General features: G+C 47.6%; 13 protein-coding genes. 3 read left to right on the top strand and 10 right to left on the bottom strand.

Annotated features, from left to right (window positions below):
* Nucleotides 1-25 precede the first annotated feature (25 nt).
* A complete protein-coding gene (locus GWC95_RS16285; RefSeq protein ID WP_161819775.1) occupies nucleotides 26-1,513 on the bottom strand; it encodes an outer membrane beta-barrel protein in 1,488 nt (495 codons plus the stop codon).
* Nucleotides 1,514-1,515: 2 nt separating this feature from the next.
* Entirely contained in the window at nucleotides 1,516-2,070 is a 555-nt protein-coding gene (locus GWC95_RS16290; protein WP_202630303.1) for an RNA polymerase sigma factor, read from the bottom strand.
* A gap of 512 nt (nucleotides 2,071-2,582) precedes the next feature.
* Here GWC95_RS16290 and GWC95_RS16295 point away from each other — a divergent pair.
* Nucleotides 2,583-2,897, top strand: coding sequence for a hypothetical protein (locus GWC95_RS16295; protein ID WP_161819777.1), 315 nt, complete (start codon nucleotides 2,583-2,585; stop codon nucleotides 2,895-2,897).
* 73 nt (nucleotides 2,898-2,970) lie between these two features.
* Here GWC95_RS16295 and GWC95_RS16300 read toward each other — a convergent pair whose 3' ends face one another.
* The 4 genes from GWC95_RS16300 to GWC95_RS16315 form a co-directional block, all read right to left on the bottom strand.
* The gene (locus GWC95_RS16300) at nucleotides 2,971-3,324 is read right to left on the bottom strand and encodes a 4-fold beta flower protein (RefSeq protein ID WP_161819778.1); all 354 of its coding nucleotides are present in this window, start codon (nucleotides 3,322-3,324) and stop codon (nucleotides 2,971-2,973) included.
* 30 nt (nucleotides 3,325-3,354) lie between these two features.
* Nucleotides 3,355-3,951 (bottom strand): hypothetical protein, encoded by a 597-nt coding sequence (locus tag GWC95_RS16305; RefSeq protein WP_161819779.1) that lies wholly within the window; start codon nucleotides 3,949-3,951, stop codon nucleotides 3,355-3,357.
* 71 nt (nucleotides 3,952-4,022) lie between these two features.
* A complete protein-coding gene (locus GWC95_RS16310) occupies nucleotides 4,023-5,513 on the bottom strand; it encodes a hypothetical protein (RefSeq protein ID WP_161819780.1) in 1,491 nt (496 codons plus the stop codon).
* A 34-nt stretch (nucleotides 5,514-5,547) separates the two neighbouring features.
* Nucleotides 5,548-8,373, bottom strand: a complete 2,826-nt coding sequence (locus GWC95_RS16315) for an outer membrane beta-barrel protein (RefSeq protein WP_161819781.1) — start codon at nucleotides 8,371-8,373, stop codon at nucleotides 5,548-5,550.
* A gap of 219 nt (nucleotides 8,374-8,592) precedes the next feature.
* Between GWC95_RS16315 and GWC95_RS16320 the strand changes: the two genes are divergently transcribed.
* Nucleotides 8,593-8,952: a nuclear transport factor 2 family protein gene (locus tag GWC95_RS16320; protein WP_161819782.1), complete on the top strand. Its 360-nt coding sequence runs from the start codon at nucleotides 8,593-8,595 to the stop codon at nucleotides 8,950-8,952.
* A 67-nt stretch (nucleotides 8,953-9,019) separates the two neighbouring features.
* Here the strand turns inward: GWC95_RS16320 and GWC95_RS16325 are convergent, their stop codons facing one another.
* Nucleotides 9,020-9,727, bottom strand: coding sequence for a cadherin repeat domain-containing protein (locus tag GWC95_RS16325; RefSeq protein ID WP_161819783.1), 708 nt, complete (start codon nucleotides 9,725-9,727; stop codon nucleotides 9,020-9,022).
* A 413-nt stretch (nucleotides 9,728-10,140) separates the two neighbouring features.
* On the opposite strand from GWC95_RS16325, the gene GWC95_RS16330 reads away from it, so the two are divergent.
* Nucleotides 10,141-10,665 carry a hypothetical protein gene (locus GWC95_RS16330; protein WP_161819784.1) on the top strand — a complete coding sequence of 175 codons (525 nt, stop codon included), beginning with the start codon at nucleotides 10,141-10,143 and terminating at the stop codon, nucleotides 10,663-10,665.
* Between the two features lie 73 nt (nucleotides 10,666-10,738).
* Here GWC95_RS16330 and GWC95_RS16335 read toward each other — a convergent pair whose 3' ends face one another.
* The 3 genes from GWC95_RS16335 to GWC95_RS16345 all read right to left on the bottom strand — a co-directional run bounded on the left by GWC95_RS16335 (nucleotide 10,739) and on the right by GWC95_RS16345 (nucleotide 15,190).
* Nucleotides 10,739-11,227, bottom strand: coding sequence for a cytochrome P460 family protein (locus GWC95_RS16335; protein ID WP_161819785.1), 489 nt, complete (start codon nucleotides 11,225-11,227; stop codon nucleotides 10,739-10,741).
* A 149-nt stretch (nucleotides 11,228-11,376) separates the two neighbouring features.
* Nucleotides 11,377-13,827, bottom strand: a complete 2,451-nt coding sequence (locus GWC95_RS16340) for a M1 family metallopeptidase (protein ID WP_161819786.1) — start codon at nucleotides 13,825-13,827, stop codon at nucleotides 11,377-11,379.
* 76 nt (nucleotides 13,828-13,903) lie between these two features.
* Entirely contained in the window at nucleotides 13,904-15,190 is a 1,287-nt protein-coding gene (locus tag GWC95_RS16345; protein WP_161819787.1) for a sensor histidine kinase, read from the bottom strand.
* Between the last annotated feature and the right edge of the window lie 67 nt (nucleotides 15,191-15,257).

Raw genomic sequence — 15,257 nt, forward strand, 5'->3', positions numbered from 1 at the left:
TCAATTCAACATCAACCAACATCCATCACAATTGAAACTTCATCCCAGCCGCAAGGCTCAATGTATTGGGATAGGCTTTCACCGGCGCATCGCGGTTGATGGAAGTGGTTGCAAAATTGAACGACGGGAAAACAGTAAACGCGATCCTGTTGTTGAACGAATAATCGGCGCCAATACCAACAACGCCGTTGAAGTAAGTGGTTTTTAAACCCTGTATCTCATTCGTTTTCCCCTTCTCGTTGAATCCATTCGATGCATACACCGCGTCTATGTTTTGACGTGTGATGAAACGCGCGGCAATGCCCGCCTGCGCGGAAAGGGAGAAACGTTTACCCAACGGTATGTAATACTTGAGCGCCAGCGGGATATTGATGTAATGCAATGTGCTGGTGGATGACAAAGCCTGTGCACTATCCCCAAAAAATTGCGGCGGCGCAATTGTTTTTGGTTTGAAAAAGGCGTAGCCCGAAGAAAAGTTGAATCTGAATTTGAGAGATCCGTCCCTGTCGTCTACCCTTGCAAAAATGGTTTTCTTTGCAATATCGATGGTGTTGGTGGAAAAGCTGATGCCAGACTGTAGGCTGAAATGCTTACCCAGCTTGTATTCCACGCGAGCACCCAGGGTAAAATCGAACTCGCTGTTTTTTTCCGTGCGCATCAGTTCTTCCTTGCGTTCATCGCGGAAGGTGCCGAAATTCTGTTCAAGGTTGCGCGTGGTGATGTCGGGAGCAAAGAAAAGCGTTACGGAAAATTTACCCGGTTTTTTTACACGAACAACGGGCGCCGCTTTTGTCGCAGCATCTGCCTTATCCGCTCCGTCTTTTAACTGGCCGGTAACAACAGCTGTTGGTGCCGTTTGCAGGGAATCGCCCGCCCCTGTTATTGATCTATCTGCAAACCCATGTTCAATACTTTGCAATGTTGCCCCTGTATTTATATCGCCGTGGTGCAGCGCTGCGCCGGCCAGGCTATCTGCGCTTGCCGAAACGATACGCACAGGTAAATCGTCTTTATCACCTGCGCCGGAAGAAACAACAACCGCATCGGTTACAGGCTGCGCATCACCCGTTTCCAACCGATCATCGGATCCTTTATTTGTTTTACTGGTTTGGATCGGATGGTGCGGCGCTGCCGGACCAACAATATTTTCTTTTGGTTTTGGCTGCGTCGTGTTCCGTTCAGCCGATACCAGAGATGGCAGAACGGGTTGTTGCGCCTTGATTACCTGTTGGCCCGGTGTACCGGGAAGGGTTGTTGTGATGGTTGCCGTGGTTGATCCATTGTCCCCTTCATCATTTGCAGTCCACAACCATGTGGCCACGCCTGCCGCTACAATAAAAAATGCAGCAAAAGCCAGGCGTCTTTTTCTTTTTTCGTTCCGGGTGTTCTTTTGTTCAGCTGCACTGTCCAGTGCTTCCTCAACACCTTGCCATACGTGCATGGGCGGTTGATCGCCTGCAGCGGAGAGGTTTTCGTGAAATAATTTATCTATGTTTTTCAGATCCCGGTTCATGTTCAGAATACTTTCAGTTTTGCTTTTTCGCCGCTGCGCAGGATGGCTTTTTGCAACTGTTGCCGCGCATCGTGCAGGTTCGATTTCGAGGTGCCTTCCGTTATGCCCATCCGCAACGCGATCTCTTTGTGTTTCATTCCTTCGAATACATACAGGTTAAACACTACCCTGTAAGCAGTTGGCAGTTGCTGTATCAGGGCAATGAGTTCTTTCATGCCTATGTGCATTGAAATTTCTTCATCAATAAAATGATCGTTGCTGTGGTCGCCGCCATCACTGATCACATGCAGGTGTGTTTGCGAACGGTATTTCTGCAGCGCGGTGTTGACCATGATGCGCCGCATCCATCCCTCAAAAGAACCGTTGAACCTGAATTGCGATATATGCCGGAACACTTTGATAAAACCTTCCTGCAATATGTCTTCAGCGTCTTCGCGCGACCGCGCATAGCGTTGGCAAACCACAAACATGCCCGGCGCATACATCTGGTAAAGCCTGCTCTGGGAATCTCTGTGGCCCCGGATGCAGTTCTGTATGATCTCTGTAATTACATCCACCGGCACGGGGTTATTAATGCAACAAAGATGGGAAAGGTTGGGTGTAAAATATATTTTTTCTTCGCCCAACCCTTTTCCCGGGGGCCGCATCTTGCTCTATAGACCCGGTACCTGCTGCCGGTGTCTCAATCCAGTATACTATGTTGAAAGCAATCAAGTATGTCCTTTCGTTGATATGCCTTGTGGCCGTTATTGTTTTCCTGGCAGATAACGCAGATCATTGATCCCCTATACCCCCGCATACGACCGTAACCTTTGTTTTTATCGATTGCAAGCCGTTCCTGGGTCCATGAATAAAGAATCGCCATTGAGCGATCATCTTCCATAAACATCATTCTCATTCAATGCCGCAACCCTTACCAGGCAAGCGTTTGCGAACAATTGTTCGTACCGGCGCCTCATCAAAAACCGCGCCTTTGCAGGTTTTGCGGGGCAACAGGCGTAAAACTTAACATTGGGCGTAGTAGTTCTTGCCTATATTTAAAATCAAATCTTTCAAAAAAATTTTTGTTATGGACAAGAAAAACAAAGCCTCGGGCGCTGCAAAAAAAGACCTGAAGGCGAAATTGTCTGACCAACTGCACAATGCTTTGGCGGAGTTCAAAGAAATGGTTCACGAGAAGAAATTACAGAAACTTGTTAAAAAAGCGGCAAAACTGCTGGCCGATGGTTTGCACCACAATAAACCGGCTTCAAAATCCGTTAATAAGAAAGCACCGGCTAAAAAAAATACGACCGATGCACCGGTTAAGAAAGCCGTAAAAAAAACAGCGCCGAAAAAAGCAGTAAAGAAAACACCATCAAAAAAAGCGGCGAAGAAAAAATAGTCTCTTACTAACCCATTCAATAAGAACCCCCATAGCAATATGGGGGTTTGTTTTTTGGGATATTGGATCTTAATTAAAAAGCATAGATCAATTCTGCAAGCGAATAAGGCGCCCAGGATGTTTTAGCGGTAACCCATGCACAGGAGTGGTCCTTGATCAGTACCAGTATCTTCCAGGCTTCCTGGATGATGCCGGCTGTATCGAGGTCATCGGGAATGGGCATCGACTCATCGGCTTTGCTGGCCAGCACCTCGCCCGAGAGATTGTACACTTTCTGCTGGAACAGTTTGCCAAGCACCCTGGCACGCTGGTCAAATACGCAGTTGCCCAGCACCAGGCCCAGCACCTGCATGTTCTCCGGGTGTACCAGTGCATTCTGGTATTGATACGCGATCAGCTCACCTGAATGGTTATAGAGTGCATGCATGGGGTCTGTATTGCGTGTTACAAAATGTGGCTAATGTTTTTTTGTGTAAACAGCAGTGTCAAAGGCGTAATGGGTGCCGTTGCTGTAATCGTAACGGCTCCTCACCAGGAACAATCCGAAAGGGATCGTTTTTTTAAGTTCCACTTTTCGCTGATCCGGGTAGGTTACACCGATGGTATTGCTGTTCAGCCTTGTGAACTCGTACTTCGCCGCGGTATCCGAACCATCAACCGTTGCGGCGATGCGGGCAACGGTTGCCGATGTGATGTAGAGTTTCTTCCCGTCAAAGTTCCACACCAACCGGTTCTTTTCCCGCTCTATCTTTCCATGCGCTACGTTTGCGCTATCGCCTTTTACCAGCCGGTATGCGTAGGTATTGAAATTCATATCGCCCAGGCGACTGAAATAATAATAGCTGGTATCTTTCTTTTCGATCAACATCCAGTTCTCGTTTCCAAATACGGCTTCCATTGCATTGTAATCATTCAGGAACGACATGTTCGTCCTGATGTTTTCCGCTACTTTGGCACTGTCTGCTGTTTTTACTTCTTTGCCTGCAGGGGTTGATGATTCGCCGCATGCATACAGCAGTACCATTCCTAAAAAACAAAATGCAATTCTCTTCATCGTTCAAAAAATCTGCTTAGAAAAAAGAGCCGCCATGTTTGCACAGGCGGCTCTGGTAAGAATAGTCAACATTATTTAAAAGCGGTCCATGTTTTCCACCATGCGTCGCCCACGGCGCAGGCGCCTTTGTAGGCTACCGTTGTGAAATCGTTTACGGTTCCAGTTTTCGTCATCAGTTTCGCGCTTGTGAAAGATGCGCCCGATGCTGCTGCCGAACCCGCTGCCGGGTTAAAATCAGGAGCTGTGTAGTTGAATGGGGCGCCCAAACCCACATCGGTATTGTTTGCAACAAATGAGTTTCCATAAGCTGCAGTGTTAACCCAGTTCTGTATCGTTGTTGCCGTTGCACCTGTTGGCGCCGTTGCGCTTGCTGCGTAGGTGATCGCTGTTGTAGCTGATCCACCGGCGATGATGTTGTTTTTGAAATTCAATCCACCTGTTGGGTCGAGGTTCTTGTCTGTTGGCGTTCCTTTGCTCGCATCGATCAGCAAGGTAGAGACCGAGCCACCGTTCCAACCCATGAATACCGAGTTGAAGATGCTGATCTCACTGTTGCGGCGGATCTGCGCAGCTGCGAGGAAAAGGCTGTTGCCATTATTGGCCGCAGTTGCTTTCGGTCCAAGCACTGTGATGTTGCTGAACACCGCACTTGTTTTTACAGGATTGATCGCAACAGGATTGTTCGCACTCACGGGAATGGGAACGAGGAAAGTTGTGCGGTCAGAGCCATTTGCATCGTTATCGCTTTCAAATGCCTCGCTTTTCGAGATATCGGCAATGGAAGAATCGCGAAGAATGATGCCGAACTGCACTTTACCGCTGTATCCGTTGTCTGTATCAAAATCATCATCCAGTGTGCGGTAAGAGATGAGGTGTTTGCAATTTACCGAACCACCAAACCACTCGAATGAATCATCGTTTGCATAAGAAACCTGGACATAGTCCACTATTGTCTGGTTACCCACGCCACCCAACGTCAAACCATTGATCTCTTTATCCGGAAGGAACGCGTAGCCCGCATATTCGATCCTTACATAACGGAGGATCCCGCTGTTGTCTGCAAGGTTTGATGTAGTGCCGAGGCCATACAATCCGAGGCCATCGCTGTTGTTCACACCACCTTCAATTTCGCCCACGCCATCAACCCCGTTGTAGGATGAGTTGTTTGGCGCCTGGCCCAGGATCACAAGACCTGCCCAGTCGCCGCGTTGTGGGTTAGCTGCTTCTGAAGTGAACACGATCGGTTTATCTGCCGTACCATCCGCAATGATCTTTGCACCGCGTGTGATGATCAATGCACCGTTCTTCCCGTTCTCGCCAACGATCTTTGTTCCTGGCTCAATGGTCAGGATAGCGCCGCTGGTTACATACACCAATCCGCGGAGCTTATAGGTATACTGCGCTTTCAAAGTAAGGTTCGTGATGATCCTTCCTTCGAGGATGGTGTTTTCTGTAGCGCCGGAACCGTTGTTCACCACGGTTGTGCCGCCGTCTACTTCTATCTTACGGCAACCGGTTGCGATCATACCTACCGATGCAATAAGGATGAGTAACTTTTTCATATTCGCGTTTGTTTTATAAATTTTAGTTGTTTGCTTACTTGATGTTGTAGGAGAATGAAATGCTCACATTTGTTCCATACTTACGCGCGATCGAAATAGCATCGGTTGTTTTCTCGAACTTCCCGTTGTTGTTCAGGTCGTGGTAATAATAGGCCACCTGGTTCAGCAGGTCGGAAACATTCAGCTTCACTTCTCCCTTTCTTTTCAATACTTTTTTCGCGATCTGGAAATCGACCAACGGCCTTGGGTTCTCCCATACCGGTGGATAATCACTGCTGCCCACGTACAGGATCCTGCGGCCGATCTGGTTGAACAACAGCGTCGTGTTCAGGCCCAGTTTCTCTACATCGTATTGCAATGTTGCATTGATGAGGTACGGACTTTGTCCCTGCATGGGCCTGTCTAAATTGGTTCCCTCGCTGGTTACGCGGTTGTAGATGTAAGAGAAGTTACCCTGGAAAGTGAAGTTGCGCAGTCCATCTGCTACCACATCCAGTTTCTTCCTGAAATCAACTTCAACTCCGTAGCCCGATGCTTTGTCTGCATTGATGTAGTTGAACGTGCTCGAGCTTCCCGCACCGGTCTGGTTGAAGAACAGCTCGATCGGTTTGTCGAAATATTTATAGAATACGCCAATCGTAAACAGCTCGCCCGCTCTCGGGTACATTTCCCAGCGCAGGTCGGCATTGGTTACTTTGGTGCGTACCAGGGCCTTGTTGCCGGTTGTGGTTGCGCCCAGGTCGAAATCAAAGAACGCAAACGGGCTCAGCTCGCGGAACTCGGGCCTGATCACTGTTTGTGAACCGGATAAACGGATGTTTGTTTTATCGTTTTGTTTATAAGTAAGGTTCAATCCCGGCAGGAAGTCGTCTACTTTACTGTGCACATGGCGCGGGTCTTTTTCTTTCATGCTTCCCACCACCTGGTCAAAATTTTCCCAGCGCAATCCCCATGTGGCACGGAGTTTTGCATTGATCTGGTTATCGAACTGCAGGAAGCCCGCATTCAGGATCGTATTGGCGAGATAGCGGTATTGCTCACCGGAGATCTCGTTGAACGCAAATTTGTTGTCGAACCCGTTTCCGAAATTTGCATCGGCAAAAACATTTTCTTCTGAGAGCAAACGCAGCGACGGGTTATCGGAAGGAAGATAGATAGAGAATGGCCTTGAATCAAACAGCCTGTCTTTCACCTGTAACATGTAACCTGCTTTAACAGACTGTGTAAGTCCGCCCATGTTAAATGTTTTTGTCGCATCTCCGCCGCTTGTATAAATGTAATCATTCAGGAAGCCGAAATAACGGCTGCCGCTGCGTTGCGATGTTTTGGAAGCAGATACCAGCAACAGGTAAGGAGAACCCGGAACGGTTACGTTCTGGTTGTACTGGATCCTTCGCTGGTCGGGAATGTATTGGTCGAGGATATTGAAGCTTCCATACCAGTGCAGTTTGGTTTTGAGCGATGGCAGGTTGTGGTCGCCCGTTACCTGCGTATTGAAAAACGTATTCGATTTCAAAGCAAGTTCCGATGCACGTATGTTCTCGCCATTGATCGGGTCGTTCTCAAAATCTTTACCCGTACGTTTTGTTGTATAATCGGTTGCATTAACGTTGAGAATGGTTTTCCAGGAGATCTTGTTGTTGTTGCCCAGCTGCAGGGTTACATTGCCCAGCGCGCCCCAAAGCACATCCTGCGCATACTTGTCGTTGTGGTAATCAAAGTTCAGGCTCGCCACACCACCGGTAATGGAGTACAGGCGGTTGTCAAAATTTGTTCTTTTGAAGCTTTGGTTATAGGTAAGCGCCAATACAACGCCGAGCTTGTTCTTTTCACCCAGTTTCGTATTGAATCCCCCGCTTACCTGGAATGACTTATTGGTAACAGGGAAAAAGTTGGCATCGTTTTTCTGTGTTGACCAGATGTTCTTGAACACCCGGCCATAGATGGTTTTTTGTCCCTGGTCGAGCGCATTGAACTCCGATTTGGTAGGGAAACCGGCTGTGAGGCCGCGTGTACCATCGTCAAAACCGAGCCAGTCGGATTTACCGCCCTGGTAGTGGTAAAAATCGCTTCCCGCTGTTTGGGTATTGAAGCCCGTACCGATCTGTACGGTAAAGAAATTACTGGATGGAACGTCCTTGGTATTTACCTGTATCAGCCCGCCGGCCCACTCGCCCGGCAATTCAGGAACAAATGCTTTGTTGATGATGATGTTATCGATCATCGGTGCAGGGAACACATCGAAAGAAAACGTTTTCCTGTCGGGCTCTGTACTGCTCAGCAATACGCCGTTGAGGATGGCCTGGTTGTAACGGTCTGCAAGACCGCGAACCACGAGGTATTTACCTTCCTGCACAGAAGTGCCCGGCACACGTTTCAAAACCTCACCGGTATTTTTATCGGGAGATCTCCTGATGGCCTCGCCGGAGATCACCTGTGCAACGGCCGAGGTATTTTTCTGGTAAGAGATAAGGGCATTGATGGTTTCGGCCCGCGCACCGGTTCTTGAAGACGAAGCCTTAACGGTAACACCCTCCAGCGCGGCGCCCCCTTCTTCCATCACAATGTTAACGGTTTCTTCTTCGTTTGCACTGGCGAGGGATATATCATCGATGGTTTTGTCTTTGTAACCTATATAAGAAACGGTAATGCTGTATTTTTTGCCGGGTTCGGCTGTAAAAGAGTAACGGCCATCCACATCCGACTTCACAAACCCGGTTGCGGCGCCGCCGATCTTGATGGTAACACCACTCAATCCTTCGTTCCTGCTATTGGAAATCTTACCGGCGATCTTACCTTTTTGTGCAAACAGGGAAAAAGAGCATAATAGCAGTAAGATGAGAACAACAGATTTCTTCACAGCAATAAATTTTAATGCTGCGAAAGTAGAAGGCGAATGTTACGGAATTGTTATGGCAGGATTACGTCAGTGTTAACAATGGGATAGACCGCCGGGTTTTCCCGGGCCTCAACGGGATATTGGCTGCCCATTCCGGGCCGCAGGCCATTTGGCCCGATGGGTGGAGGGGTTGAGCGGGATTGGTCCGGTTTTTTTATCAATTTTCGAAAAACCAATCTTATGACAACCCAACAAATTGCCGACAGGCTCGTGGCACTGTGCCGGATCCCGGATTATGAGACCGCGCAGCGGGAGCTATTTGCGGAAGATGCGGTGAGTATTGAACCGTATGCGTCGGAAGATTTCCCGAAAGAGACCAAAGGACTCAACGCCATCCTCGAAAAAGGCAAGAAGTTCGAATCGATGCTTGAAACGATCCACAGCACCCGCATTTCGGACCCGCTTGTTGCCGGGAACGTTTTCTGCTGCACGCTCAACCTCGATGCAACCATGAAAGGCAAAGGGCGGATGGACATGAACGAGATCTGCCTCTACCATGTGAAAGACGGGAAGATCGTATCGGAATCGTTTCATGTGTAACACCTGCAGCATACCATGAGCCGTGAATTTTTATTTTAAACCCACGGCTCAGTGGCGTCCCCGAAGGCTAGAAGTTGCGTTTTACACTGTACACGTAGTTTCCCGCGCTCTGCAACGATAATACGATCGTGTAGCTGCCGCTTTTATCGAGGCGCATGCTCTCGCCATTCACACTAAGCAGCCCCGTTTCGGATTCTGCATTATGGCCGAAGCGGATATGGTTTGCCTTGTTGGCCCGGAACACAAATTCGCCCGCGGCAAAGTTCCTGGTGATGGTCCACGTCATGTTCGACGGATTGAATGTCATTTCTTCATCAACCCCTGCAGCGGCTGTTCCATACACACTCATCGTTGTTATTTTTTCGCACGACCATTTAAAACTGTTTGTGCTCGCGTTCATCTTATAAACACCGGCGCCCGAGGGGATCTTAAAAAAAGTTCCGTTGAACCCGAAAGTGTTATCGCCGGTCTGGTTGTAAGTAACCACATTGCTCCATGCCGTTCCTTTCACCAGCCAGAACTCGGTATTCTCCAGCGGGAAATTGATAAAACCCTCATACTCGCCATCGCCATTTACCGAAACCAGTTTAGGCGCGGATGCGATCTTCCATTCCTGGTAATTGCCCGGCGCACGCAATACATTCGATTCGCTATAAGATACCGCCTGCCATTGCTGCGGAGGTGTAACGATCACTTCACTGGTTGCCATATCCTTTCTGCATGAGAAAAACAAGATCGCACACACAAATAAAAGAGTAAGTCTATGTCTGCCCATAACTAGAAATTTAGAATTCAAATTGACAACAAATCAGACTTCCAAAAAATAGAAACAACATGTATATCCTGATCACTTTTTGAAATGAAAAACGGTAGCGAATTGGAAATTTTTCTGTAGTAAGAACACGACTAATCAGGGCTTTTACCCTTATCAACCGCCACCGACCGCGAATTGTCATCAGATCTATGACAATCGATCCGCTTTTCACCTTCCGTGCAAATCCGAGTAATCTGTGGCAACCACAGCGCGCCCACCGCAGCAAGGCACCTCACATTACCCATTGCAATAAAAACGATTCCTCACCTTGTTATCAAAACCCTAAAAAAATCACCAACCGATGTGAAATAAATTCCTCGCCAAGCCGAAGGCACAAAAATTTAAACACAACTGTGAATCAAAAATCGATGATTATGAAAAAAGTACTTATGAGCGCATTGGCTTTGTGTATGATCGCCTCTACGTTTGCGCAGAACACAACAACAGAACCTACCGTTACAAAAACAAACTCATGGCTGAAGGCTGGTATATCTGCAGGGCTTCCCGTTGGTAACATCTCCAATTTCAGTTCTGCAACTTTAGGCGCAGAGTTAAGTGGACAGGCAATGGTAAACCCACATTTTGGATTGGGTATTGCGAGTGGGTACACACACTTCTTTGGTAAGAACGGCGCCTCAGATTTCGGAACCATTCCGCTGGGTGCGTTGCTCCGCTATTATCCTACATCCGATGGATTTTTTGTAGGATCTGATGTTGGTTATTCATTTCTAACCAACACTACCGGTAAAAGCGGTGGCGCCTATGTTAAACCACAATTGGGCTACCACAATTACGACTGGAACGTCTATGGATTTTACAACCAGGTGTTCGTAGGATCAGGCGGCACAGATCTGCAGAACGTAGGTGTGGCTGCAGTTTACAATATCAGGTTCAAATAAAAAGTAATCACTTTAAAAATCAAAGCGGGAGACAGTATCTATAAAAACTGTCTCCCGCTTAATTTACCAACAGCTACCTCAACTTGCTGAAAATATAATCTTCTTCCTTCTTTGAAGTATGGCAATGGTAACAACTGGTCCGCTCTGCGTCTTTCAGCGCATCTGCATTTTCATTGCCCGTTATAAATTCCTTGTATTGCCATCCGCCTGTGTTCGCAAACAGTTTTGCGTTTTTGAACATTACATCGGCAAACTTTCTTCCTCCTTCGTGAACAACGTTGTCTTTTTTTTGCATTTCCACCACTTCAAACACAACCACCGAACCATCAGGGAATTTTCCTGAACGATACCCCTCCAGCGCCCGGTCGTTTGCGTAAATGTGATGGAAACCATTGTATTTTTCATTGGCCGTGCCAGGCTTATCCACAAGGGTTGTCTTTACATGTTTCCAGCTTCGGAAATCCTTTGGATAAGAAAGATCCGCTTCGGTTGGCAACTGCATAAAAGCAGCAACGATAAAATACGATAAAGCAAACCCGAGCAGGACAGATGCTTTTTTCATAAAAGAAATTTGTGTCTTCAAATCTCTAATAAAAAAGAAGCGATGTGTCCGCCTATTCAACAGCCACCGGTTTTTATTCAATGGAATGCGATGCTTTCAACGAACGCTACAACTCCGTCACTTGAAAGAACGCACAAAAAAACCGGTCGTTATTTAGGTAACTTAGTTTCAATATAATCCGCCAGCGCGGCGTTCCCCATGCTACGCTGGGCCTGTGCAATGGCTTTCAGATACCCGTTTACCTGCGGAACACCCGACGCAAGAAATGCCGGCAGTCCGTCACGGAAATCAATGATGACATCGACCTGCTTTCTCACATCAGCCGCGTCTTTCGTTCGTGTGAGCGCCGTGGCCAATCCGTCAAGCAACCCAAACCGCGCGCTTGTTCCTGCGTGCTCGAACACATCGTATACGTAGGCGAAATCTTTGTCGTCGCCGTAACTTGCAAGTTTATCAACGATCGATGACAACAACTCTCCTTTCGCAGGTTTCAGCATCAATGACCGCGCGAGCAGCAAACCACCAACGGAATCAACCATGCTTACCGCTGTAAGAGCGCCACCGGCAACGGAATACGAAGAGTCGCTCACTGCGGCAATGAAAAGCGGTTTGTAAGCCTCGTAATTCCTGTATTTCAATAAGCTTGTAATGGCAGCGCGGCGCACTTTTGCGCTGGGGTCTTTCTGCAACAACTCTTTTACAAGAGGTTCCATCGCTTCGCGTATCGTGTCGTTGCCCATATTCACGGCGTTGATCAGTGTACGTGAACGGATGCCAGGGTTTTTGTCTTTCAATAATTCTTTTACAAACCCGGTTTCCTGTGCCGCCTGCTTTCGTTGCACAAAATAATACGCAGCTTCCCTCCTGTCGATATGCGATTGTGCACCTGCGGTTCTGTACTGGAACTTCGCATTGTCTGCCGACATGTTATCTGTTTTCTCCATCACCAAAACCTTATCCGCATCCACATTGATGAAATCGGGTTTACCGTTCACGGGGAAAGTAAAAGTGTCGACTGCATTCTTCGCCCATACCTGGTAGCGTTTTTTTGCACCTCGCTCGTATACATCTATCGCCATAGGTAAGATAAACAGGTCGGGCTGCAGCTGTTTGAAGATCACACTCGCGCTGCCATTGTTGTATGCGTAAGAAATATCTACTTTAGGATTGCCCGGGCGATAGTACCATTGGTTAAAGAACCAGTTCAGATCCTGCCCGGTAACCTGCTCAAATGCAAGCCGCAATTGATGCACCTCGCCATTTCCGAATTTATTGGCCGACAGGTAAACATTCAACGATCTGAAAAAAGCAGAATCGCCAACGTAGTTGCGGAGCATGTGAAGAATGCTGCCTCCTTTCTGGTAACTCACCTCATCAAACGCTTCGATCGCGTTGTCATAAGCAAAACGCACCAGGCTCAGTTTCCTGTTGGCCGGATTAGCAAAATAGGTTTGCCTGTTGTTATAGATGGTTTCCTGCCCGGCTTCCTTGCCGTATTTGTATTCGTTCCACAAGGTTTCGCTGTAATCGGCAAATGATTCGTTTACGGTGGTGTTGCTCCAGCTCTCAGCGGTTACATAATCGCCGAACCACTGGTGAAACAACTCGTGGGCGATGATGTCTTCCCATGCATTTCCTTCCGACAACTGCCGCGCATCCAGTTGCGCACCTTCTTCGTGCAGCGTAGCCGTGGTGTTTTCCATTGCGCCGAAAATATAATCGCGGCCGGTGATCTGCGCATATTTCTGCCAGGGGAAATCAACACCTGTGATCCTTGAAAAAAAAGCGATCATTTCCGGCGTATGCCCGAAGATCCTTCTTGCAAACGGCTCGTATTCCTTTTCAACATAGTAGCTTACTTCTTTGTTTTTGTACTTGTCTTTCACCACCGCATATTCACCAATACCGATGAACAAAAGATAAGGCGCATGCGGAAGATCCATTTTCCAGGTGTCGGTGCGTGTGCCATCGCTGTTTGTTTTTTGCGAGGTCAGCAGGCCATTCGACAAGGTGGTGTATTTTGAAGGAACGGTGAGTGTGATCTCATTCGTTGTCTTCTGGTTGGGCTTATCAATCGTAGGGAACCAATAAGAGTTGGCCTCTGTTTCGCCCTGCGACCAGATCTGCACGGGTTTGTTTTTGATGGCGTTGTTGTTGTTGATGAAATACAACCCTTTTTCGCCGGGCATCAGGGAAGGATGCACCGCTTTGTATTCATTGGGTTTGGCAATATAATCGATGAACACCGTATAGTTCTCACCGCCTTTGTAGGTTTTATCAAGTGATATGCGCAGGTTCATGGCGTCGTACGCAAATTTCAAGCGGATATTCTTTCCCTTCGATACAAGACTCACGGAATTGATCGTCATTCCTTTTGCATCCAGCCGCAAAGAATCAGTCGGGTAAAAATGAGGATGCAGGGTGATCCATGCTTTCCCGATCGCCCATGCTTTGCTGTAATCAAAACGCAGCTCGAGCTTTGTGTGAACCAGGTCGTTGATCTTTTCTTCGGTTTGCCTGTATTGCGCAGAACTGTTGCCAGGTTGGGCGTTTGAGGTACAAACGAGCATCACAAAGAAAGCGGAGAGCAGGTATTTCATAGGTTGATTGTTGTTCAATATTGAAATTACCTTATATAAATTACAAATGCAAAAACGAAGTATACCGGTTGAGGCGCTACCCTGCGGGCAGCAAAATAAAAATCACCGTTCCCTTACCTTCTTCCGACTCCAGCCAAACCTTACCTCCGTTTTTTTCGATAAACTCCTTACACAGTTTCAATCCCAGCCCCGTTCCTTTTTCGTTTGATGTACCTGTGTTGGAGACGATATCGGCCGCGGCAAAAACACTGGTACGCACAGCTTCGGTCATGCCCATTCCACGGTCGGCGATCTCTATCAGAACCATATCCTGTTGCCTGTTTGCCCGGATGGTGATGTTGCTGTTCTCATAACTGTATTTGATGGCGTTGGAGATGAGGTTGCGCATCACCAGTAAAACATGATCAGGATCTGCAAAAACAGAAAGGTTGTTCAACTGCCAGCTCAACACTATTTTCTTCTGCTCAAGCAATTGTTCAAAGAGCAGGGCTTTCCGTTCTACAATAGGCGTTAAGGCAACCACTTCCGGTTCTGCCTTGATCCCATGAAACTGGCTGATGCTCCACTTCAGCAGGTTATCCAGTGTGCTGTGCAGCTGGTCAACCTCCGATGAAAGCTTGGCCGAGATCTGCCTGAACACTTCAGGCGAGATGTACTGGTTGCTCACCATATCGAGCGAATTTTTCAGCTGCGCAATGGGCGACCTCAGGTCATGTGCAATAATGGAAAACAGTTTCTCCTTCGTATGGTTCAGCGATTCGAGTTCCTGGTTCTTTTGTTCGATCAGCTCCTGGTACGCCGCCTGCTCTTTCTTGAAGAACATAAGCGCAAGCACCATCGTTACCAATGCCCAGGAAATATTAAAGAGCACCCTGCCAAAAGGCACTGTTCCGTATTCAAAAGTGGAATAGGCCAAAAATATTTTCGCCGCAAGAAACAATGCACAGTTGAACAGGCAGATAAGAAAAATGTACCATCGTTCGTTGAAATAAATGATGATCACCAGCAGGTTGGTCACCAGGTAATATTCACCGCCATTGCGAAAAAAAACAGCGCCGATCATAAAAAGCACGCTGGCGAGGAAGGTCATGATCAGCCGGCTCAATAAAAACCGCCGGTAACTGTTGATGATAAGAATGGCGATACCGCCCAATCCCAGCAAAAGGTTAACAACGGCGAGTAATGTTTTATCCTGGTAAAAGTTGAGGATACAGAAAACAACGTTCAACGGAATTCCGCTCGCTACCACGATGTTGAGCAACTGCGTTTTCTTGGCCTCGTGAAAACTCAGCCGGTCGCTCACACCGATATTGGCGATGCCTGCCCAGAAATGATAAATATTCAGGTAGAGAGAACGCAGCATGTTTTGGTTTTGAAACGAGGTGAAATTAATACATGTGGCGGGAACAGGGAAGCATTAATTGTTGTTA

The organism is Sediminibacterium roseum (genome assembly GCF_009939005.1).
GTDB classification, from domain to species: domain Bacteria; phylum Bacteroidota; class Bacteroidia; order Chitinophagales; family Chitinophagaceae; genus Sediminibacterium; species Sediminibacterium roseum.